The sequence below is a fragment of the Lacticaseibacillus hulanensis genome (assembly GCF_004010095.1).
Classification (GTDB): domain Bacteria; phylum Bacillota; class Bacilli; order Lactobacillales; family Lactobacillaceae; genus Lacticaseibacillus; species Lacticaseibacillus hulanensis.
Window position 1 is genome coordinate 13,887 of the sequence record NZ_RRYD01000021.1, and the last position, 22,883, is coordinate 36,769.

17 protein-coding genes are annotated in these 22,883 nt (G+C 49.6%); 4 read left to right on the forward strand and 13 right to left on the reverse strand.

Annotated elements, in window-relative coordinates:
• Window positions 1-46: 46 nt before the first annotated feature.
• From EKN00_RS06635 to EKN00_RS06685, 11 genes are all read right to left on the reverse strand, one after another.
• On the reverse strand, window positions 47-1,327 hold the full coding sequence (locus EKN00_RS06635) for a replication initiation factor domain-containing protein (protein ID WP_033572651.1): 1,281 nt from the start codon (window positions 1,325-1,327) through the stop codon (window positions 47-49).
• 542 nt (window positions 1,328-1,869) lie between these two features.
• Entirely contained in the window at window positions 1,870-2,694 is an 825-nt protein-coding gene (locus EKN00_RS06640) for a hypothetical protein (RefSeq protein ID WP_049181995.1), read from the reverse strand.
• A 1-nt stretch (window position 2,695) separates the two neighbouring features.
• On the reverse strand, window positions 2,696-3,169 hold the full coding sequence (locus EKN00_RS06645; protein ID WP_016365045.1) for a hypothetical protein: 474 nt from the start codon (window positions 3,167-3,169) through the stop codon (window positions 2,696-2,698).
• 97 nt (window positions 3,170-3,266) lie between these two features.
• Window positions 3,267-4,481 (reverse strand): GIY-YIG nuclease family protein, encoded by a 1,215-nt coding sequence (locus EKN00_RS06650; RefSeq protein WP_003606592.1) that lies wholly within the window; start codon window positions 4,479-4,481, stop codon window positions 3,267-3,269.
• Window positions 4,474-6,426, reverse strand: coding sequence for a DEAD/DEAH box helicase (locus EKN00_RS06655; protein ID WP_016365046.1), 1,953 nt, complete (start codon window positions 6,424-6,426; stop codon window positions 4,474-4,476). Before EKN00_RS06655 ends, EKN00_RS06650 begins: the two co-directional genes overlap by 8 nt.
• Window positions 6,416-9,094 (reverse strand): DNA methyltransferase, encoded by a 2,679-nt coding sequence (locus EKN00_RS06660; protein ID WP_003606596.1) that lies wholly within the window; start codon window positions 9,092-9,094, stop codon window positions 6,416-6,418. Before EKN00_RS06660 ends, EKN00_RS06655 begins: the two co-directional genes overlap by 11 nt.
• A gap of 227 nt (window positions 9,095-9,321) precedes the next feature.
• On the reverse strand, window positions 9,322-10,107 hold the full coding sequence (locus EKN00_RS06665) for a hypothetical protein (protein WP_003606599.1): 786 nt from the start codon (window positions 10,105-10,107) through the stop codon (window positions 9,322-9,324).
• Between the two features lie 309 nt (window positions 10,108-10,416).
• Window positions 10,417-11,973 carry a glutamine-hydrolyzing GMP synthase gene (gene guaA / locus EKN00_RS06670; RefSeq protein WP_127849357.1) on the reverse strand — a complete coding sequence of 519 codons (1,557 nt, stop codon included), beginning with the start codon at window positions 11,971-11,973 and terminating at the stop codon, window positions 10,417-10,419.
• Between the two features lie 246 nt (window positions 11,974-12,219).
• The gene (coaA, locus tag EKN00_RS06675; protein WP_127849358.1) at window positions 12,220-13,140 is read right to left on the reverse strand and encodes a type I pantothenate kinase; all 921 of its coding nucleotides are present in this window, start codon (window positions 13,138-13,140) and stop codon (window positions 12,220-12,222) included.
• Window positions 13,141-13,157: 17 nt separating this feature from the next.
• On the reverse strand, window positions 13,158-15,449 hold the full coding sequence (gene helD / locus EKN00_RS06680) for an RNA polymerase recycling motor HelD (protein ID WP_127849359.1): 2,292 nt from the start codon (window positions 15,447-15,449) through the stop codon (window positions 13,158-13,160).
• Window positions 15,450-15,612: 163 nt separating this feature from the next.
• Entirely contained in the window at window positions 15,613-16,761 is a 1,149-nt protein-coding gene (locus EKN00_RS06685; RefSeq protein WP_127849360.1) for a cation:proton antiporter, read from the reverse strand.
• Window positions 16,762-17,131: 370 nt separating this feature from the next.
• On the opposite strand from EKN00_RS06685, the gene EKN00_RS06690 reads away from it, so the two are divergent.
• Both EKN00_RS06690 and EKN00_RS06695 read left to right on the forward strand, forming a co-directional pair.
• Complete coding sequence (locus EKN00_RS06690; RefSeq protein WP_127849361.1) at window positions 17,132-18,034, forward strand: proline-specific peptidase family protein; 903 nt, start codon at window positions 17,132-17,134, stop codon at window positions 18,032-18,034.
• A gap of 280 nt (window positions 18,035-18,314) precedes the next feature.
• Window positions 18,315-18,665: a DUF2200 domain-containing protein gene (locus EKN00_RS06695; RefSeq protein WP_127849362.1), complete on the forward strand. Its 351-nt coding sequence runs from the start codon at window positions 18,315-18,317 to the stop codon at window positions 18,663-18,665.
• Window positions 18,666-18,800: 135 nt separating this feature from the next.
• On the opposite strand, the gene EKN00_RS06700 is transcribed toward EKN00_RS06695, so the two are convergent.
• Window positions 18,801-19,226 (reverse strand): Gfo/Idh/MocA family oxidoreductase, encoded by a 426-nt coding sequence (locus EKN00_RS06700; RefSeq protein WP_127849363.1) that lies wholly within the window; start codon window positions 19,224-19,226, stop codon window positions 18,801-18,803.
• Between the two features lie 201 nt (window positions 19,227-19,427).
• On the opposite strand from EKN00_RS06700, the gene EKN00_RS06705 reads away from it, so the two are divergent.
• Window positions 19,428-20,606 carry an AbrB/MazE/SpoVT family DNA-binding domain-containing protein gene (locus tag EKN00_RS06705; protein ID WP_127849364.1) on the forward strand — a complete coding sequence of 393 codons (1,179 nt, stop codon included), beginning with the start codon at window positions 19,428-19,430 and terminating at the stop codon, window positions 20,604-20,606.
• A gap of 155 nt (window positions 20,607-20,761) precedes the next feature.
• Here EKN00_RS06705 and EKN00_RS06710 read toward each other — a convergent pair whose 3' ends face one another.
• Window positions 20,762-22,018, reverse strand: coding sequence for a C40 family peptidase (locus tag EKN00_RS06710; protein WP_164848058.1), 1,257 nt, complete (start codon window positions 22,016-22,018; stop codon window positions 20,762-20,764).
• Window positions 22,019-22,426: 408 nt separating this feature from the next.
• Between EKN00_RS06710 and EKN00_RS06715 the strand changes: the two genes are divergently transcribed.
• Window positions 22,427-22,750: a hypothetical protein gene (locus tag EKN00_RS06715; RefSeq protein WP_127849366.1), complete on the forward strand. Its 324-nt coding sequence runs from the start codon at window positions 22,427-22,429 to the stop codon at window positions 22,748-22,750.
• The last annotated feature ends 133 nt before the right edge of the window (window positions 22,751-22,883 follow it).

Sequence of the window (22,883 nt, forward strand, 5' to 3'; positions counted from 1 at the left end):
AGATAATCAAACCAGATAGGACCCAAATCTTATCTGTGAAGGGTGACTACTTGCTTTGGTCGGCATAGTCGCTCTTTTTTGATGTCTCACTCGGTTCTGAATCCGTCAAAACGCCGTTGCGGTGATGCTGATAGTGGTGAATCAAGTCCCAGTGGCGTTGCGTCAACTTGCCGCCGTCAATAATCGCCTTCAGCTCAGTAGTGCCATTGTACTGATCAATCAGCTGCAACATCTTCAGCGACGGCGCGACCTGCTTCTTGAGCCAACGGGTAATGTGCGCGTAACTCAATGGTTCAGGATTGGTAGAAAGTCGCAGCTTGTCGCGATAATTGCCGATGAAAGCATCCCAGCGCGGATCTGTCGCCCACTGACTCTTCGCTTTGTGACTCGGCGTCAAAAAACGCAGGTAGCGGTTGATGATGCCGAACACAACTTTCTCTGGATCATGCTCTGCCAACAAATTCTTAATTGCCGCAGCGGCGCGTTTGCGACGTAACCGGACTTCAAAGCGTGTCCGTATCGGCTGATCTTCAATCGCAATCTCAGGGTGCTTCTGGTGTTGCTCAAAAGCCTTGTCGTAAATACAGAAGTACACTTCACTTTGCGGCGACCCCAGATACAAGGTTCTGCCCGATACCTTCCACTGCTTGGTGCGATTATCTCGGAAACCATGAAAACGTGAGGTGAATTCATCACGGTCACACTTCTCAATCAAGGTTGGTACGTCAAGCAAGCCATTGCGATCATTGATGGCGAGGTCAACTCGGGTGAAATGACCGTCAAGCGCAATGCACGTCTCTAGGAAGTCGTACCAGGTGCGATTCTGCTGGCGCAAATACGATTCAACATAGCGGCAGCCTTGGCCCTTCAGTTCAATCATTGTGCCACTGTCTTCGCTTGGATCATAACCGTCTGCATTCACATCTTGATACGGCGACAGCAACACATCGATTTCACCACATTTGAAGGTCGCCGCGTACCCGTATCGCGCCCCTTCTTTGAGATTAAAGTGATTCAGGTTAATCTGGAACAGTTCGGTCACCAGTTCTTCATAGTCGTGCGACTTGAAGGTAACGCCCAAGTAATCAATACAGACGTCAACGTTGTTCTGGCCGGTCAACGACCGCAGTGCCAACGTCAATCGCAACCGCGCTTGTTGGTTAATCGGCTTGTTTCCCGTCAGCAGCTGGTTCAAATGCGATCGACTGTAATCAGCCGTCTTCGCTAATTGGCCCTGAGTGATCTTGTGCGTGCGCATCTCATCATGAAACTGGTTTAGCCAGTCGGTATTCGTCATCCCGCCGACTAAGTTCAAATCTTTCAGCATGTTAGCTCCTTTCGAAGCGACCTGACAGCAAAGCCTTCTTTCTGCTTACGCAAAGTGGCTTGCCACCGGCGCTTTCGTCCTACTTACGTGTATTTTGTCTCTAATATTTGCCCCCCTATTAGAGACCGGGGGCTCGTGGCGGCCGGCTAACGCCGACCGCCGCCGCTCGCGCTAGCGGCTTTCGCGCTGCACGCCGCGCACGGCGGCGTATGTTGCAAGACCCTTCCGGAAGGCCTGTGAGAACTTTCGCTCTCAACATATACAGACGGTTTGTAGGACGAGTTTTGAAACTGAAAGTTGAACTGTAACAGGATCTTAATGTTGCAAACAATTTGGCGCAATACATATCCAGAAGATTCAATGCATCTCAATCTACCCAAGCACCAATCGTTGAATTAGCGAGTCCGCATCATTCTTTACAGCATTCAATATTTGTGGGACATTATTTGAGCACGAGCAAGATTAAGACAAAAAAAGATGCCATCATGAAAAGTCGGATGACATCTTTCGGTACAACTATTCGTATTCGAACCTAGATGAGGTTACTTTGCACGTCCAATATTAATTACGGAATTGGCAATTCTTTTTTCATTATCAATAGGTGTTGTGTAGTAACGCTGATCGATACCGTATATCAACTTTTTTAGATCCGCATCCGAGCTGATTAAGAACTTTCCATCTTCGAAACGCAATCCTAAATCATACCCTTGAATGTATTTTTTAAGGTCATTTCTCTGGCTATTATTATAGGCATTATACTTATCCCTTAGGGCAGCAATTCGCTTGCGATTGTTAACTTGAACAGAATCGCCGTTAAACCCTTCTGCTGTTTGGATAAAATCCTGACTGAGAAAGTCAGAAATTTCTCTCTTCGTTGCATCACGATATAAGGCAATGATTCCCGGAAAAATCGCCTTGATATTATCAAACTTCAGAAAATATAATACATCCGTGTCTTTTGAATATATTGCGTCCGCATGGTCAAAAATCGTTATTGTGCTACCCTTCTCTGAAAAATCATACATATTGCCATCTGGTAAGACTCGAAGAAATCGTTTTGGCTTCAGCGATGCTGTGGTAATCCGTTGGAAATAATAAATGTCTCCTTCAACATTTATCAATATTTGCTTGTCATACTCGGCTTTATATTCGTTATAATCAGTGGTACTTAATTCATGCTTCAAAATATCAAGACAAAATGAGTGTTCTGAAAAATTTGAAATTTTGTATACTTGGTTAGAGCTAATTGCAGTATCGGGTGTGTATTCAAAGCAACCATCAGAGTGGTCGTAAAGATCGTAAAGCTTTTCAGTCACGCCTTGCAATGTATAAATATTTTCCTTCGCTTCAATAAATGTATGCGCCATATTATTTTCTCCCAATGTAAGTTAAATTATTGATTCTGTGCAGCTTTAAATTATCCAACTCAGACGATTTTCGGACAACCTCATTGCTTTTCAGAATAATGATAGTTTGTACGCCTTGTTCACTTTCAGCTTTATAAAAATGATATTTTAGAAATAAGAACATTGGATTGAAATACTCTGATCCAGAACAAAACACAAAAATATATATAAGACAATAAAACGCCCACATTGACACATAGTTATCCACGCTCATTGAAACGAAGAAATATCCAAGGTATGAGGGAACAAACGAATTGTCAACAAGCTCTATTAGTTTTGCTTTTGCAAACAGTTCATCCTTGGAAGCCCTGGTTATCCAAATGGGCACCACTACCATAATCACAGTTCCAAAAACTAGTATTCCTAAACGAACAGGATGAAATTTTATATAACTCAGTATTACCTGATAAAGGAATGAGACATCTGCACGCTGCAAAACAAACAGCTTCCTCAAATAATATGAAATCACAAATATCCACGTAGACGAAATCGTTAGACTAAATCTCCGAATATTATTTATCATGTGTTTTTCCTCAGGTACTAGACAGGCTCTGAAGATTTGTGATTAAACCGTTGACGACTTCCTCTATGGTATTCAGACCGACAGCAAACCACTCACGCGGCTTAACAATTCGTCCGTTAGCTGCGGTAATATCTACATCTAACTGGTATTCTGCTAAAGCATGATGCAGTGCAGTTTCCAACGCTTCCGCTTTCAAGTTCACCACTTTGATTTCGCCGACAAGTCGTACTGGACCATATAGATAAGTTGACTCATTCTCGGCGTAGGCAATTCTCGCCTGCACGGATCCAGTTGTAAACCCAACCTTGTATAGTGGATGCTCAGCTTGTATTCGCTTAATCTGAGGGTTGTTGCTCAAAGATTCCAGTATATATATGAACCCCGTCACGTGGTCATCACTGGTCAGTTCAATCCCGTGCTCAACTTCCGTAACAATCCTACCTTGACGCCCATACAGAGATGAAGCAAGCCCATTTCGCGTCGGGTTGTTTTCAGTCCCGTTATCGTAGATTACATGCATCCTTGCGTCGGTTTTCCGGTTGCTATTGTCATTAAGCTCAACTTCTTCGCCAATCTCATCAATATACAGTAACTGTCCCTTAAGAACGTAGAAGTGCTTGCTCAGCAACTCGTAATTCTTGAACGGGCGAAGCTGCCGCTGACCAGAAGCAAGTTCAGCCTGAACCTTGTGGAACATCGCCTCATACTGACTGAATTCCTTCATCGGTTTACGCTGAGAGATCACTTCCGGACGATTTTCTTGCTCACGCTGAATTTCGTTGAGCTTCTTGGTATCGAACAACTTACTACCGGCAGCCTGCTGATCACTTTTCTTAAACAGAATGGAATCATCGCTAAGAATATCGTCCAACGATGAGAAATCCCGCTTTTCGTTTTTCACAACTTCATTCAACGCCGGACCGTCTTCATGAACAGTCAGCAACCCTGCGGTATCATACGGCATTAACAGATTCCGGCGTTCTGGATCTTCACGGATACCTTTCAATCGACTTGCCAACTTGCGCTGTTTCATCTGTGAGGGATCTCGCAGCTTCTGTGGCTCGTTACCGTCATGAGCAATCACCCAATCGGTAATCTCTTGAAATCCTTCTACCGTGGGGTCATAGCTTACGGGAGTATGTTTGGGTTTGCTAGCGAGCAAAGACGTTGCGTCCGGATCATTAAAAATGTCATCCAGCGACCGAATCAAGCTTTGATTATCCATTCTGCTGCCTCCGTGCCTGCATATCCCTTAATTTAGCAAGCGCATACGCCATCTTTACCTCAAGCTCGTCGCGACTTCCTTTATCTGGTTCCCGACCGTTATCGGCGATGAATTGCTTAGTCTGATTGTACAGGTAGACGAGTTCAGCTTCATCGAAGTCAAACTTCTTAGCGTCAATAGAACGCTGAATTGTCCGCAAAACGTCACTGTCAATATTCTGGGACAGCACTTCATATGCTCGCTGGAACGGATTGATGGAATCAATTAAGTTGATATCCAACTCGTCGACGTTGATGAACTTATCAGCCATTCGTAAAAATTCATTGGTGTTGCCGTGCTTGTCCGTAGTTTGATCCACGACAGCATGCCGCAGCACAGTGTCTGCTACCGCGTACTGACGGACTTCTTCGACTTCCTCATTATTTAGCCCTGGGTAGCGGGTCATAATGACTTTAGGAATCAGTACCTTGTTCATCGTCTCAGCGTCTACATTAGCCGCAATACCATTCTTCACCGCATTATCTTGCAGGATAGCCGCCTTCAGGTCCGGCATGTCATTCTCAATGATGCTCCGAACCGCCTTGGTTGATGGATCTTTCAATCCGCGGACAAAGATATCACCACCATTACCTGAAGACTTATCTGCCTTATGCTTGCGTGCTTTCAGGTGAATCTCCGGAGCCAGTACTTGCTCCATCAACAATGAGGCAGTAATCGCCTTGAGAATTGAGTTGACCGCATACTGCACATCACCGTCTTTAGCATCCGGTTGTTCAATCATATTCGTAAACTGGGCATGCGTCTTATTGGAGCTATCACGCGTAACCCGACCAATGATCTGCACAATTTCCGTTAATGAACGGCGATAGCCAATAGTCAACGCCTGTTCAGCCCACGGCCAGTCGAATCCTTCTTTGGCCATGCCTAACGCTATTAGAATGTCAAGCTGATCAGCCTGCTTCATCTTACGTAAGTATTCTTGAACCTTGTCGCGGCCTTCTTCATTGACTAGGTCAGCAACCTTCAATAAACGTCCATCCACATGGCTCTTGAGCACGTATATCCCCGTCTCATCGTCCTGCGACTCAATTGTGCCAATCGTATCAAATATAGCATCAACCTCATTGTATTTGTCCTTGGTTGATTCACTTGAGTTGACACTAGGAATATGAATAATGGTCTTCTTAGACACATCTACCGCCTTATCCAAAGCCGTCAGATACGACCCTTGATAGAACTTATAATCAATACCAAATGACTTCAAGTATTTGTAGCCGTCCAGTTGTTCGTAATAGGTATAATTAACCTTATCAAACTGTTGCTCATCTTCTGGCGTTAGAATTGGCGATGAATCGCCACGGAAATAAGACCCCGTCATTGCAAGAATATGCGCCGTTGAGTTGTGCATAATGTTCTTCAGCGCACCGCCAAGGACAGAACTGTCTTCAGAAGAAACGTGGTGAAATTCATCAATCGCCAACATTACTTTGTCGAACTTGTGATCATCGTCGACTTTCTCATATGCAAAACGCAGTGTGGCGTGCGTACAGATGAGAATGGTGGCCGTATCATCGTTCATAAAATCAATGAATTTTTGAACCTTACCCGCATCCCCACCGTTTAGAGTAAGGTCATACTGCGAATCTACTGACCAATCTTCATAAAACCCAAACTTAGCCAATTCTGTATGTTGGAAAGACTTCCCGATTGAGCGTTCAGGTACGGCAACAATAACCTTTCGAACACCTTGATTAGCCAACTTATCAAGCGCAACAAACATCAGCGCCCGTGACTTACCAGAAGCTGGTGGCGCCTTGACCAAGATGTACTGTGAACTACGATGTTGATAGACACGTGCCTGCATCTCACGCATGCCTAACTCGTCTGTATTTGTGCTTTTCCCAGTTCGATGATAACTAACATCCACTACATTTTTATTCTCCAAGTTTCTGCACCTTCTCCTCGTACATTTGCAAAAGTACAGACAGTCGTTGAGATCTATTCCTAAACCCATCCTGCCTATATGCGTGTTCTACTACCGAATCCAATTTTTCATGAATCTTAAGTAATCTTTGATTCATAGGCTTTGGCTTCTTATCGGCAAGCGGAGACCCATACAATTCAGCCAAGCTTCCACCTTCTTCTTCCCGAGCATCTAACAACTGATAGACAATTTCCTCTATTTCCATTTTTCGCCTTGCGGAAATCCGAGGAACAGGAAAAGTATTGTAGTCAAGTGAGACGGAATAATTATAATCCGTCTTCATTCTTCCTCCGACCACGTCAACCCAAAGCGTATGCATCGAAGATTCAAGAACTCCTAACAGCCAGATTGGTGCTCCAAATACCCCAAACATAGAATCGGAAATAATCGTGTCCTTGTCCACAAAACCCATAGGAATATATCGTCTGGTAGCAGATGAAACTTTCGGTACAATTACTCCACTCTCTCCTTGATATCTATTCTCTGCAAATGAATATGGCGACGTGGCCAAGTCTCTTGTTGCTTTCTTTTTACTGGCCAAGCGTATCCCCCTAACCTTTGAAATTCGTTGAGATATAATCGGATTATTTTTTACGGATTGGTACTCTTCATTATCCAACCATAACGCATATCGATGCGTGTTCTTAATAAATTCAGACCCACCTATATGCTTTTTAAATAATGAAGCAAGACACGGATATTGGTTTATAAAGCTCTGGTACTCATCCTCTGAGAAAAGCAAACCGCCACCATCCACAGCCTTACTCCCATACAACATATCCGGCATATCGAAAAGGTTTGTCGAACTCGGTTTTACAATCACGTGACTCTGCGATTCAACTAAATACGGCGTAATATTGCTTGCTTGAGTAACTATACTTTCAGAATATAGTAGTTTTTTCGCCTCTACAAATTCATTGCTTGATAGCCCAATTACAACTACCATCACAGCAGCATTTTGCTTTGCATTGTTTTCCCACTTAAATGATTGATACGCAAACTGAATCTGTAAATTCTCTAACAAGGAACTCCAGAGCGGATAAACTTGAACTCCTTGCGTAACAGAATTCGTCGTCACAAATGCACATCTTGCCTTTGTGCCAGAAATATATTCTCCTCCAAGCTTTATCCATGCACAGCAATAATCCAAGAAACCATTTCCTTGAATATTCTTAAAAACGCTCTTTATCTCTGACTTCTGCTCCTTGCTTTGCAGTGAATATCCAAGATACGGGGGATTACCAAATAGATATACTTCATCACCTTGTTCGTGAGGAAGTATGTAATCCCATTTTATCTTTAGTGAATTCTCGCAAATGATTGCACCGGCATGCTGTAACGGCAGAGTTGGCCGCACGGCATCACTAATCTGTTGATGCAGTTTTAGATTCATTTGATGTTCGGCAATCCATAGCGATAGCCTTGTAACATCGCATGCAAAGTCGTCTATTTCAATACCATAAAACTGATCAAGTGTTACTGAGGGAAGGTAATAAACTTGAACATTCGGAATCCTATTCAATTCTTTAATAATGTCAATTTCAAGCTGCCGTAATTCCTTGTACGTGATGATCAAGAAGTTACCAGAACCACACGCCGGGTCCATGAACTTGATTTTTCCAATTCGGTCATATAGCTGCTGTAACTTGTTTTCGTTACCCTTGGCGGCTTCAAAGTCTTCACGTAATCCATCCAAGAACAGTGGCTTGATAACCTTCATGATGTTCGGCACGGAAGTATAGTGCATCCCAAGATGACTACGGCTATCTTCACTGGCAACCGCCTGAATCATCGAGCCAAGGATATCTGGGTTAATCTGATCCCACTTAAGCAGCTCCCCAGCTTCAATAATGAGCTTCCGAGACTTGGCACTAAAGTGTAAAGATTCATGCTGATCTTTGAACAAGTCGCCGTCAACATACGGGAAGTCATTCAACCAACTAGGAGTATCCATCGAACGCTGACTCTTTTCAAAGTCCAGCACGCCAAAGAGACTACCGATGAACTGGTCAAAATTGCTACCGTCATCAGCAGTCATCTGCTTAACCCGATTAGTGAACAAGTCATGTTCAAAAATATTGGTATCTTCGGCAAACAGGCAGAAAAGAATACGAATCAGAAATAGGTTCAATCCTTTGCGTGTTGCATCCGGGTTATCTTTAACCACGACATCGTATAGCTTTGCAAACCGTTCAGCCGCCCGGACATCGGCAGGGTTTTCCTTATCGAAATCAGCCTTTTCAATACCATTCCATGCAAGAAAGAAGTCAAAATACTGTGGCAACTTCGCAAATTCGATATCGAGCGTCTCGTTAGTCTTTGTATCCTTGGCTAGCAAGTGATGGTAGTCCGTAACCAGAAGATAACGCGGCTTGGAACCAAGCTCGTCGACCCGTTCTTGCAAGTCGGCATAGTCTTGCATTAAATCGCCAGTGCCTTCTCTGAAGTACAACTTGTTTTTCAGATAGACCGCACCCGCCTCTTTCGCTAGGTTGTTCATTCCTTTGCGTAGCTTGGTAACGGTTGCTCTAGGAATGTCATAAACGCCCAGAAAATCATAAATAAACTCGGAATGGTCCGGTTTGCTTACGATTTCTTGAATCTGATCTTCGTACTCGGTGATTGCCATTTTGTTCCCCCTACATGGTGTTCTTAATCTAATTATCTAATAGAATATGGCAAGCTACAAGAAGGTATTAAATAATGTATAGCGTTTTCTCGAACGACTACAAAAATCCCCGCCAACTCGACCAAATGGGCCACCTTGCCGGGAATCCTCACAGGAAATTTAACATTCCAATTTAATATACAAACGAGCTGGATTACTATAATCGAATTCACTTTACTAACTCGCACCTATTCGTTTGAAGATTTTTTGATATCTTCGAGGATAACGTTTTGTGCCTGCTTGATTTGGTCAGGCGTTGCTGTGAGTGTGGTTTCAAAAGTTTTAATCAATCGGTTACCCATAGGTCGAAAAGTAATCAAGGTCAGACCACCCGAGACAAAGCCACCGATAACAGGGAGTGACTTTGAGATCACAGCAGAGGTTGTTTTTTTGGTCACGGAGACACCAATGTATCCGGCAATCTTTTTCAATAGCGGATACCACGTTGTGCGAGTGACCGCGGTTGCCATGAACTTCTTGCTTAGTGTATTACTCAGTCCCTTAGAGATAAACATCAATGCGGAATTTGCTGAAGCTACGCCCAACATCACACCGAGATAGATCATGACATCACGCTCGCCGTCTTCAGACAATGTTCCCTCTTCAGTGAAGAGATTTTCTTGACCGTAAATATAAGCAACCTTTTGGGCCATACGTAAGGCAAAACCATAGTACTGTACGAGGTCAGCTGTGCCGGTTCCAGCAGCGACAGCGATATTTGAAGGCAATCCTGCGGCAAATGAAATCGCCGAGGTCTTCTCGGTATCGTGCATGACGACGTGACGGGCAACCTTAGTCAGCTGCTCCAATGTGTAGACGGCTTGCGGGCCATCTTTTAGAATCGACATCAACTCGACTTCTGTGGCATGCGGAAATAATTTGGTTAAGAATGTGCGCCGATCAACGCGAACGACTGGTAGCGCTAGGGCCTTGGAAATTATGTCAGGAAGCATATGTTCAGTTTGTTCAGACATGGTGAACTCCTTAGAAAGAAAATGGGTTAGTAGATATACGATTACGGATTATTGGCATCGTAGTACGAAACTGACTTTTTGGCAAGCAACTCTCCCAGGCCGCTGATATTAGTGGCTCTAACAACGGTAAGGAACATAAGCACAGACTGACGAACTAACCTAAAAATCCCCACCAGTCCAGCCCTCATTCGGCCCAAACTTGGCGGGGATTTTGGCGGGGAACGTAATAATTTCCCCGCCAATCGTATCCTTTGTATCTTCCGAAAATGCCGTTAAATCAACATTCCGGGTTCAATTTACATGTACCTTTTATTCCCATTCCACCGTCGCTGGTGGCTTGCTCGTAATATCGTACACTACGCGGTTGATGTGCCCGACTTCATTGACAATCCGGGCAGAAATCTTCTGCAGGACGTCCCAGTCGATGCGGGCGAAGTCGGCGGTCATGCCGTCGATGGAAGTGATGGCGCGGATGGCGATGGTGTAGTCGTATGTCCGGCCGTCACCCATGACCCCAACGGAACGGAAGCCAGGCAGAACAGTGAAGTACTGCCAGATGGATTCGTCGAGGCCGTTCTTCTTGATTTCATCGCGGAGAATTGCGTCGGATTCACGGACGATTTCGAGCTTCTCTTCGGTGACTTCACCGAGGACACGAATCCCAAGGCCTGGGCCTGGGAATGGCTGCCGCCAAACCAGTTCGTGCGGAATCCCCAGCTTTTCACCCAGTTCACGTGCTTCATCCTTGAACAGCTTGTTCAAAGGTTCGATGAGCTTGAACTTGAGGTCTTCTGGCAGGCCGCCGACGTTGTGGTGACTCTTGATGGTCTGGGCCGTGTCGGTCCCGGATTCAACCACGTCGGTGTACAGCGTGCCCTGGGCGAGGTAATCGATGCCGTCGAGCTTGGCTGCTTCGGCGTTGAACACTTCGATGAAGTCGCGGCCGATGATCTTACGCTTCTGTTCTGGGTCGGTAACACCCTTCAGGTCAGCGTAGAACCGTTCGTGCGCGTCGACCTTGATGATGTGCACACCGAGGCCCTTGCCGAGACTGTCCATAACCTGGGCAGCTTCGTTCTTGCGCAGCAGACCGTGGTCCACAAAGATGCAGACGAGCTGGTCGCCAATTGCTTTGTTCAGGAGTGCGGCAACAACGGAGGAGTCAACCCCACCGGACAGGCCAAGGAGCACCTTCTTGTCGCCAACTTCAGCGCGGATTGCCTTGATCTGGTCGTCGATGAAGTCGCTCATGGACCAGTTAGCTTCAGCGTGACATACGTCGAATGCGAAGTGATGGAGGATTTCGTGACCGAATTCGGTGTTCTGCACTTCGGCGTGGAACTGGATCCCGTAGAACTTGCGCTTGTCGTCAGCAATTGCCGCGATGGGGCAGTTCTTGGAGGTGGCGGTGACAACGAAGCCATCTGGTGCCTGACGCACAAGGTCCCCGTGACTCATCCACACGAACTGCTTGTCAGGCAAGTCCTTAAACAAGATTGGGTTCGTGTCTTCGTTCACCTGGATGTCCACGTGCCCGTATTCGCGGTTGTCCGCGGATTCGACGCGACCACCGGCAAGTTCTTTGGCCATCAGCTGCATGCCGTAACAAACCCCGAGGATTGGAATCCCGAGTTCGAACAGTTCTGGGTCAACCCCAAGCGCACCCTCATCGTACACGGAGTTCGGACCGCCAGAGAAAATAATTCCCTTTGGGGCGATCTCCCGAACCTCGGCCGCACTAATGGTGTGGGGCTTCAGTTCAGAGTAGATACCGAATTCACGAATCCGGCGGGTGATGAGCTGGTTGTACTGACTACCGTAGTCAAGAACGATAATCTTGTCGTAATCCTTGTTCGCAGTTGCCAACGTTTCACACTCCCTAAATTTTATTTTTGATTGTTTTAATTTTAGCGGTTATCCGCGCTAGGGTCAATCATCCACCGCGCAAAGAAAGCGCCCGCATCTGTTATTGAAACAGGTTTTTGCAAATCCTCATGTGGCGTTAACCGCCAGCTTAGAAACACTCAGCAGTTTATCCAGCGCGCTGCCCAAACCCACAATTCAAAAATGGACCGCCAACAGCACGATTTGCTCTTGGCAGTCCATTTTGATTTAAAATTTGCGCAAGTACACCTTATCGATTGCGTGCGTTGCTGTCTTGTGCAGCACCACGCTCGCGCGGTCCCGCGTTGGCAGGATGTAATCGTACAGGTTCGCCAGGTTCACCGTCTGCCAGACGTCCTTGGCCATCGCCATCGCGTCGGCCCGCTTACCCATTGCCCACTGGTGGTAAAAGTCATTCGGGTCATCTGCGGCCAGGTCAAGCAGCTGGTTGAATCGTTCTAAGAACCACCGCTCGATGTTATCTGGTTCCGCATCCACGTACAGCGTGAAGTCGTACAGGTCGCTGTAATAGATTGGACTTTCGTGCCCCTTTTGCAGCACGTTAATCCCCTCGACAATCAGGATGTCAGGATGATCAACCTCGGTGAAAGCCCCCGGGATGACGTCGTAACTGGCGTGCGAGTACTGCGGCGCCAGTGCTTTACGGTTCAGCTTCACGTCAACCAGGAAGTCGGTCAGCGCGCGCATGTCGTAGCTTTCGGGGAACCCCTTCCGGTCACTCAGACCGCGGCTTGCCAATTCGGCGTTCGAATAGAGGAATCCGTCGGTCGTCAGCATCTGCACCTTCAGCTGCGGGAGCTGGCGGCTCAGCATCAGTTGCAGCAGCCGCGCCGTCGTACTTTTGCCCACCGCCACCGACCCGCTGATGCCGATGATGAACGGGGTGTGCCCCGCGTTATCGCGCAGGAAGGTCGCATCGTTGTACGCCGTGCTCAGGAATGAACGCAGACGCACGCGGATGAATTCAGTGAGCGGCAAATATATTTCCCGCACATCCGCCAGGTCCACCTTGTCGTTGAGTGAGCGAATCTGGTCGAGCTCGGCGGTACTGACGGTCTTATCCTGCCGGCCGTGAAGCTGGGCCCACTCGCTGCGCTTGAATTCGCGATACTGTGCTTCTAGAGCCAAAGTCTCCACCTCTGCAATTAGTCCTTTTCGTACAGCTTAGTATCCATCCCCGCCAGCAGCGGTGTCAGCTCCTGGGTGCTGAGCACGGTCAAGCGGTGCATTGCCCGGGAGCAAATCGTGTAGAGCAATTCACGCTCCTCATCACCCGGGAAGTTCGCCTTATTTGCCTGCCACACGATGATTGCGTCGAATTCCAGTCCCTTGGCGAGGAAGGATGGCACGATGATGGTGCCCGGCACTAGCCGCTGGTTTTCGGACTTGATCAGGGTCACCTGCACCCCGTCCTGCTTCAGCTCGGTCCAGAGCTGCTCCGCTTCTTCCAGCGTCTTGGCGATGATGGCCGTGGTCTGGCCCGCTGCGTCGTTGACCTGCAGCTGGTCGCGCAGCCGCGCCCGCAACTGCTCTTCGGAGTCGCGCAGACTGATGGTTGGCAGTGGTCCCTGCCGGTTGAACGCAACAATCTGCTGGCCGCTCTTCAGAATTGCCTTAGTGAACTCGGTCACCTGGGCCGTCGACCGGTAAGACTGCGTGAGTTGTACCACCCGCGTTTTTTCGGGGTCAAACATCTTGCTGGTGTCGGCAACCAGGTTGCGCGCCTTGGCGCCGGAGAAAATCGCCTGGTTGAGGTCCCCGAGCAGCGTGAACTTGGCCTTCGGGAAACTGGTCTTCAGGTAGGCCAATTGGTATGGCGTGTAGTCCTGAATTTCATCGACGAAGACAAAGCGCATCTTGCGGTCCCCGTGCCGGCCCGTCAGCAGGTCGTACAGGTACAGGTACGGCGTTGCGTCGGCCATGGACAACTGCCGCTTCCGGAAGGCGTCCACGAACTTGTCGACCTCACCTTGCCAGTCTGCGGCGGTCAGGCCAAACTGACCCAGATCCATTAGCTCAGGAATTGCCCGCAGGAAGGAAACGTACTGACCGCGCACGTTTAAGAACCGGTTGCGCTGAATGGCGGTTTCAATCTGCTTGAATTCACGCGTCACAATTTTGCGGGCCAAGAAGCGGTTCTCATCATCCCCACTCGTGAATTCGCCGGGGGCATCGGATTGCATCATGCGCAGGTCTTCTTCGGACATGTCTTCGATGATTTCCTGCACCCAGTCAGCCTTGAGCTCTGGTTCAACGCGCCGGTTCAGCATGTTCGCGAGCCGTTCCTTAGTGGCCGTGATGCGGTTGGACATGTGGTAGTTCTCGTTGTAACTGTAGAAGATGTCGGCGATGCGTTGCTTGCTAAAAAATGACCGGCCGTGGAACTTAACGTCGCGGAACCGCACGCCGCGTTGTTCAAGGCTCGTCGCGTAATCCTGCGTCGCCTTGAAGAATTCCCGGCTTTCTTTGACCTGCTGCACCTTCTTTTGCACCGGCGACTGCACCTGCTCGAACTGTTCGAACAGGTTCTGCACGTCGATGTTCGGCACGCGGCGGGTAACGTACTGGTAGTAGGTGAACTGGACCATATTCTGTTCGCCCAGTTCCGGCAGCACGTTGCCAATGTAGTCGGAGAACAGCTGGTTGGGGCTGAACATGATGACCTGGCTGCTGGTCAGGTTGCCGCGGTACCGGTAAAGCAGGTACGCCACGCGCTGGAGCACGGCCGAAGTTTTCCCGGAGCCGGCCGCCCCCTGCACGAACAGCAAATCAGCGGAGGTGTCCCGGATAATCTGGTTCTGCTCCCGCTGAATCGTGGTGACGATGCTCTTCATCTGCGTGTCGGACTTCTCGCCCAGCACTTCAAGCAGCATCTGGTCACCGATGGTCTCGCTCGTGTCGAACATGGTCTCGATGCGGCCATCCTTCAGCACGAACTGGCGCTTGAGGGACACATCAACTGACTGCGGGCCATCCGGAGTCTGGTAGGTCACGTGGCCGAGCTCGCCATCGTAGTAGATGGAGCTAATCGGTGCACGCCAGTCATAAATGAGGAATTTGCCGGCCTTGTTCGTGAAGCTGCCGAGTCCGATGTAGATGGTCTCCGGCTTTTCCCCGTGCTCCTGAAAATCAATGCGCGCGAAGTACGGGTTCTTCTTGAGCAAGCGGACGGTCTCAAGACGGTGGCTTGCTTCCTGCCACGCGAGACGCCGTTCGTCGAGCATCATCTGCTGCTGCTCGATTGAAGCGGCGGTTTCGCTTGCTTCCGCATCCCCACTGAAGTTGAGTGAAATGTCACTGAAGAAATTACTGTTCAAATTCCGTTCTTCAGTCTTCTTCTTATCAACATCCTTGCTGAGACGTTCGTCCGCTTCAGCAAGCTGATCAATAATGCTATCGAGGTGTTTTTGTTCATAAATGCGGCTGTCGTCTGTCAAGAAAATCCTCCCGCGGTTGCGTCATGCAACGTGTATTGGTACAAATAAAATCGTTATAACATAATACCACTATTGCCCCTATAACTCAATTTTCCACTATATATACAGCTGCAAAAACACGCGCGTGATGAAAGCGGACGCATGCACCGGTGCCCCAGTCGCTTTAGCCATTCGCTTTTCGCCGCTCCACCTGCACCTGCCAGCGCAGGATAAAGGGCGCGATGATGGTGGCCAAAATGATGGCGGCGATGATGACGTCGTACTCGCTCCCCGGCAGTAGACCCGCCCGTTCGCCCATGAGCGCAACAATCAGCGCCATTTCTCCCCGACTAATCATCCCCGCACCAATCACACTGGCCTGAACGGTGGAGCTACCGGTCAGCTTGGCGCCAAGTCCGGCCCCCAGCCACTTGGAAACCACGGCCAAAACTGTCAGGGCGGCCACAAAGAGCCAGTTGGTTTGCGCACCCAAGTGCAGGTGCAAACCGATGCTGACGAAGAAGACGGGCACGAAGATCCCGGTCCCGATAGCGTCCACCGCGCGGGCAACATCGCCGCGGACCTTGGTCTGACTCACCGCAATCCCGGCGAAAAACGCGCCCAACGCCGCACTGAGGCCCACCACTTCGGCCACCCCCGCCATCAAGAGGCACAGCCCCAATCCGGTCAGTTCCCGGCCAAACGGGACCAGCAAATGACTGGCCAGCCGCATGAGCATTGGGGCCAGCCAGCGCACAATCACCCAGGTGGCGACCATGAAGCCCGCCTGAAGCAACAGCTGCACGCCCATGTTGCCGGCGCCATCACCGGTCATTCCCATGAATAGCCCCATCATCATGACGGCGGCAATGTCGTCGAGCACCGCGGCGCCGAGGATGATGCTACCGGCGCGGCCGGTGAGCACACCCAGTTCACGCATCACGGCCACCGAGATGGACACGGACGTCGCGGAGAACACGATGCCGGTAAACAGGCTGGTCATCTGGGACAGATTCCAGGCGCGGGCGAGCAGGTACGTGGTCCCAACCGGCACGGCAATGCCAAGTGTCGCCACCGCCACGCTCGGCCACAGGTGCTTCCTCAGTCCCGCCGTGTCGGTTTCGAGCCCGGCCAAGAACATGAGCACGACCACGCCCAAATCGGCAAAAATCGTGATGGTATGCGTTAGCGGGATGAGGTGCAGCACCGTGGGCCCGAGCAGGATTCCGACCAGCATCTGGCCAATCACGGCGGGCTGCCCGAGCCGGACAAAAATATGTCCGGCGATGGTGGTGGTGATTAAGATTAAAGCGAGCGTTAAGGCAAAATTCATGGGACCTCCTGGCGCAGTGCACGCCGCAAACTTCACGCGTTTGCGGTCTTGCACCACGATTCTGTTTTATCTGTGGCAATCTCTAAATACAAAAAAACGCCCAAGAACCGCCCCAGCCAACCCAAGCTGAGGGGAATTCTTGAACGTTTCTGTCCAACCAGTATGTGCGCGCCAACTTGGTGCACACCTTGTATTTAATTCATGCTGTCTATTTTACAGAAAACTACCGGCTTATGCAAATTCCGGATGTTGCCCGCGACCACTGCCGGTTTTACGACGCAATGTTTTTACCGATGGGGCGAGCTTGCTGCGACGTTTTGGCATGCACTGTGCTAAAATGGAGACAATCTTAAGAAACTAGGTGAAACCTATGAAGCAAGGTACCACAATCCTCACGCTTGATAATGGGTACCACCTGTGGACCAACACGCAAGGCACTGGCGATATCCATTTGCTCTGCCTTCACGGTGGCCCCGGCGGCACGCACGAATACTGGGAAAACTTTGGCGAAGAGCTCGCCGACCTCGGTGTCCAGGTACATATGTACGACCAGCTCGGTTCGTTTTACTCCGACCAGCCCGACTACAGCGACCCAGAGAACCAGAAATACCTGACCACGGACTACTTCCTCGATGAAGTTGAAGAAGTTCGCCAGAAGATGGGCCTCGATAACTTTTACCTCATCGGCCAGTCTTGGGGTGGTGCACTCGTGCAGCTGTACGCTTTGAAGTACGGCCAGCACCTCAAGGGCGCAATCATCTCCTCCATGATTGACAACATCGACGAATACGTTGAACACGTTAACCTCTGCCGGGAAGAGGCACTGCCACCATCCGCCGTTAAGTACATGCAGGAACAGGAAGCTGCTGGCAACTGGGATGACCCGCAGTACCAGAAGTACGTGGACGTGCTGAACGCCGGCTACGTTGACCGCAAGCAGCCAACCGCGATTCGGCACCTGATCTCCACCACCGCAACCGATGTCTACGGCGCATTCCAGGGTGACAACGAATTCGTTGTCACCGGGAAGCTCAAGGACTTCGACCTGCGCGACCAGATTCACAACATCACCGTGCCAACGCTGCTCACGTTCGGTGAACACGAAACCATGCCCGTTCGTTCCGCTCAGCGCATGGCCGAAGTAATTCCACATGCGCGCCTCGTCACCACGCCTAATGGTGGTCACCACCACATGATTGACAACGCACCAGTCTACTTCAAGCACCTGAAGGAGTTCATCAGCGACGTCGAAAACGGCACCTTTAACGACTAATTCAAAGAATCATCAAGAAGCCTCGGCACTCATTGCCGGGGCTTTTTTCGTGCGCCGCAGCGCCAGAACTATCCCCACCCTGTGCGCATCGTGTGCTTAAGGGGAAAAAACGCGCGGACTTATCCACCTGTCGATACGCGGCGGTGTCAGAATTCACGTATTGCGGCATTGCGTCCGGCTCCCACCGGCAATCCGCCCTGCGTGCCACTAGTTATCCACTGTTGACAGTTGGCAGGGGCAACCGCGATAATGCAGGTAAACGCACCGGAAAGGAGCCACCATGGCCCGTAAAACTCTCGCCGAAATGACGTTTAGCTCAATATATCCACTATACCTGCAAAAAATCGAGCGCAAGGGACACACTGCATCCGAGCTGAACACCGTCATCACGTGGCTAACCGGCTACGATGATGATACAATCGCCGAACTTGCCCGCACCGATGCGACCCTGGCCAATTTCTTCGCGGGCGCGCCGCAACTGAACCCGAACGCAAAGTTAATCACAGGGGTCATCTGTGGCGTGCGTGTGGAAAACATCACCGATCCACTGACCCAGCAGGTCCGCTACCTGGATAAGCTGGTTGATGAAGTGGCCAAGGGTAAGCAAATGGCGAATATCTTACGGCATTAACTTGCAGCCCCGCTTGGCAATGAAAAAAGTTCCTGCAATCAGCACACCGGGTGCGTGGTCGCAGGAACTTTTTTTAGCGAAATATATAGCAATAATCAGCTCACGGTTCACCAGCGTCTAACTGCCGCCATGCCGCTAGCAGACCAGCGTCTCGTCAAATGGCGACAGAATTGGTTCGCTCAGCGCAGTGGCGACAACCGCCAGCTTGGCATCAAAGGACTCGCCATCACTAGTGGGCAGCTTAATCAAATCGCCGTGCTGCAGTCCCAGTTCCAGTCGGTCTGGAACCAACACCGTCTTGCCAGCGCGCAACGCCTGCTTGACTACCGACTTCGCGTGTGGCACCTCCGCGGACACATAGACCACATCGATATCCGTCCGGTTCAACAGTGCCTTTGTTTCCATGTAGATGGTATCAATATCATGGTGCAGGCTGAATTCAACACTGCATTCAAACGTGTCCGCATACGCCGCTGCCACGTGAAAGCGGCCATCAGCGCGTGCTGCCGCCAAGACCTTCTTTGTGTTATCGTCAATCCCAATGAGTGCCAGATTCAACATAATTCATTCCCCCATCTCTTGCTCACGGTAGCCTAGCATCTATACCAATAATGATGATAGATGCCGAAGTACCCGTACCTCTCCAAAAACAGCAACGTTTATATTACTATTTTATTGTAAGTAAGTCAACCAATCAGGGCCTTACGTCAGGTGCGACAAACTGTATAATGATAACAGTATAGGACTTGGAGGATACAAAAATTGACGAATAATACCAGACCGACAACCATCAAATTGCCAGCCGCCGTGTGCACACAGCTGGGAATCGACGGCAAGACGCCGATGCAGATGGTGGTGAAAAATGACAAGTTAATCATTCAACCACGTAGAACTGACCGCATGACTAACCGGCGTCTGTTCCTGGTCTGGCCCCTGGTTGTTGCTCTGATTAGCACAATCGGCACCTACATTTACTGGCAACTGCAAGGCATCCACACCATTCCCCTGAGCGGCGACGTCTCCGTGTCCAGTTTTGTCATCGGGATTGGCGTCGTTACCGGGACACTGCTTTTTGCGGGTTTCTTCATCAAAACGCGCAATGATCAAAGCGGCCGGTTCTCCGCACGCATCTACTGGCGCAATCTGCCGGCCATCATTTTGTCATTCACCATCATGCTAGGGCTCGGACTGCTTGGCATCATGTGGTTGTTCGACGTGCTCTTTCCCGGCGCGACGTTTGACAAATTCACCGCGGCCCTCATGTTTTTGCTGTTCACCTTCATCGCGGATGCGTTCATGGTGTTCGCCGCCATTGCGATTGACGCCACAACGCTGATGCAACTGTGGACGGTCGTAATTATCACGGGCGTGGTAATTGCGATGGCCACGAACGGCACCCGGCGCTGGTGGCAGCACAACCTGAGTTTCCTCGGGACCGACATGTCAAGTAATGCGTGGCGCTTTAACTTCACCCTCATCATGGCCGCGGCGCTCATGATTACCCTCATCGACTACATTTTCGTCACCCTGCAGGAACGTCATCCCCGCAGCTGGCGCCTGCTCACCATGCGCACCATCCTATCGCTCATCGCGGTGGACGTCGCCCTCGTCGGGATTTTTCCCAACAACAAGGCGTCACACTGGCTGCACGATCAGGCGGCCGGCATGCTCGTCATCTTGCTTCTCATCCTGATTGTCGGCGTGCGTTGGCTGTTGCCCGAAGTGAGCCGCGAATTCCTCATCACTTCGTACACAATTGCGGTTTTGCTCTTCATCCTGAACTTCGGCTTCCGCGTGCTGGGTTACCCATCCTTGACGTCGTTTGAAATTCAGGCGTTCATGCTGGCGTTCGGCTGGCTCCTCCTGCTCTTCTCCAGACTCCAGGCGCTGATGGCCAGTGGGACCGTCTCGTGGGAAGTCGTCGTTAAAGCACAGCAATAATCTGCCCCGCCTGCCGCGGTTACGGTGGCGCGCAACCCGGAACCGTCTGGCAAAAGGCCGGTTCGACTGGCAAACGTAAACGCTAATCAATCAGCACCCAACAAAAAGGCCAACTGCGAAATTGCAGTTGGCTTTTATTAATTAGTTGATTTGGTTTAGAGACGAACACCGTAGTCAGGACGGTAGCCGCTGATGCTGGTAATCTTAACCACATCACCAGTGTGTGGTGCGTGGATGAACTGACCACCACCGATGTAGATACCAACGTGGTGTGCAGGTGAACCCCAGAAGACGAGGTCCCCAGGCTGCAGGCTGCTTACGGATACGCGAGTCCCCATCTGGGACTGAAGCGCAGCGGAGTGAGGCAGGCTAACACCAATCTTGGCAAAGGCCCACATCGTCAGACCGGAACAGTCGAATGAGGAAGGACCAGCACCGCCCCAGACGTATGGCTTACCCATCTGGGATTCAGCAGCGGCAATTGCGCTACCGTATGATGCGCTGTAACTACTGTTGCTGCTGGAGCTGCTGGAGCTGGCACTTGAGCTGCTTGAAGAAGAACTTGCGGACTTCTTGGAAGAGCTCGTCTTGGTCAGCGTTGCACTTGTTGCTGGAGCAGCACTGCTACTTGCGTTTGCGTTAGCTGCCTTACCAGGTGCCGCAGCAACTTCAGCGATCTTGGTATCAGCCTTCTTGCTTGCAGTAGCGGCAGCCTTCTTGGCAGCTGCTGCAGCTTGCTTAGCTTCCTTGGCGCTGATTTCAGCAAGGACATCCTTGTTGTCTTCAAGCATCTTGTTCAGCTTAGCGCTGGCAGCCTTGGCGTCCTTCTGCAGGGAAACAAGTTTGGTCTTGTCGGACACGAGCTTGGTGCGTGTGTCTTCAAGGGTCTGCTCAGTTGCCTTCTGATCTGCCTTCAGGTCGGCCAACTTGTTCTTGGCGTCCTTAACCTGTTGCAGTGCGTCCTGGTTAGCTGAGTTCAACTTGCTGACGGTGGTCCCACGAGAAATGAGGTCGGTCAGGTTCTTGCAGTTCAGAACAAAGTCAACGTAGACGTTCCCGGTAACGGAATCGCCGGCTTCCTTCTGCAAGGACACCAGCTGCTTCTTCATGGCCGTGGTCCGAGCCTTAACTTCCTTTTGCTCCTTGACGATCTGGTCACTCAGGGATGCAATTTTTGCTTTTGAGCTGTCAATCTTCTTGTCAGCTGCGTTGATGGCGTCGTTTTTTGCACTAACCTTGTCAGCTAGTTCGCCGTTTTTCTTATCTTCTGCTTCAATTTTAGACAGGATAGATTGGTTTTCCTGTGTGATTTCTGATTTGGTTGCGGCAGCAACAGGGCTAACATTTGTCAGGGACACCGTTGCAAATGACAGTGATGCGATTGCTGCAAATAATAATTTAGTAGACTTCACTTTCATACCTCCGCGTTTCGTTCTTAAGTAACTGTATGCAAGACTAACATCGAATTATTACGTCAGCATTACGTAAGTGTAACTTAACAATACAAAATACAAAATCGGGGCCAAAACAGCAAATAATGCTGGTTTGGTCCCGATTTAGTGAAGCCAATTAAGTAGTTTTACATTTGTTACATTGTTATTTGCCGCGGAAAACTGGAAAAAGGACGGCCCGAATTGAGTTGCACAGTATACTTTTGGTGCCAGGAGTATGATGCCGGGCATATAAATAACGATTTTAGGAGATGAAAGTAGTGTTTTTCGCTACGGTTAGCGAGTTAAAGTGCTTGCCATTAACAATCAACCGCGGTAACTAAAAGATATATTTGTGTAAGCGCTTTGTTTATTTGGAGGGGGGAGCTTATGCCTGACGAAAAATTGCACATCATGGCGGCGCTAATTGACCTGATGCATAGTTTCAGTGACAACAACCCAACGACATTTGGTCTAGAAATTGCCGCAAGCATTAACCAAACCATCGGCGTTATTGCCGACCCCAAGTGCCAGGGAACGGTTTTGTACACTGAAGTTTTGCCCATCCGCAGTCAAATTGCTGGAGAGATTACCTTGGACCATTACCAACTTACCGACCAGCAGCAACGTGCCTGGACGAACTTCAAAGAGGAAACGCAACATGCCTATGATGACTACTGGAAGGCCATCTCGATTATAAGATCACTGCCTTAACAAAAAGACTGCCACGTGCACGAGATTGTGCGCATGGCAGTCTTCTATATATTGAAAACTACTTTCTTTCTAATAAATTTTCACTGATTCTAGAAACCTAACTAGAACAAGGCGTTCCTATTTTCGTAACTGA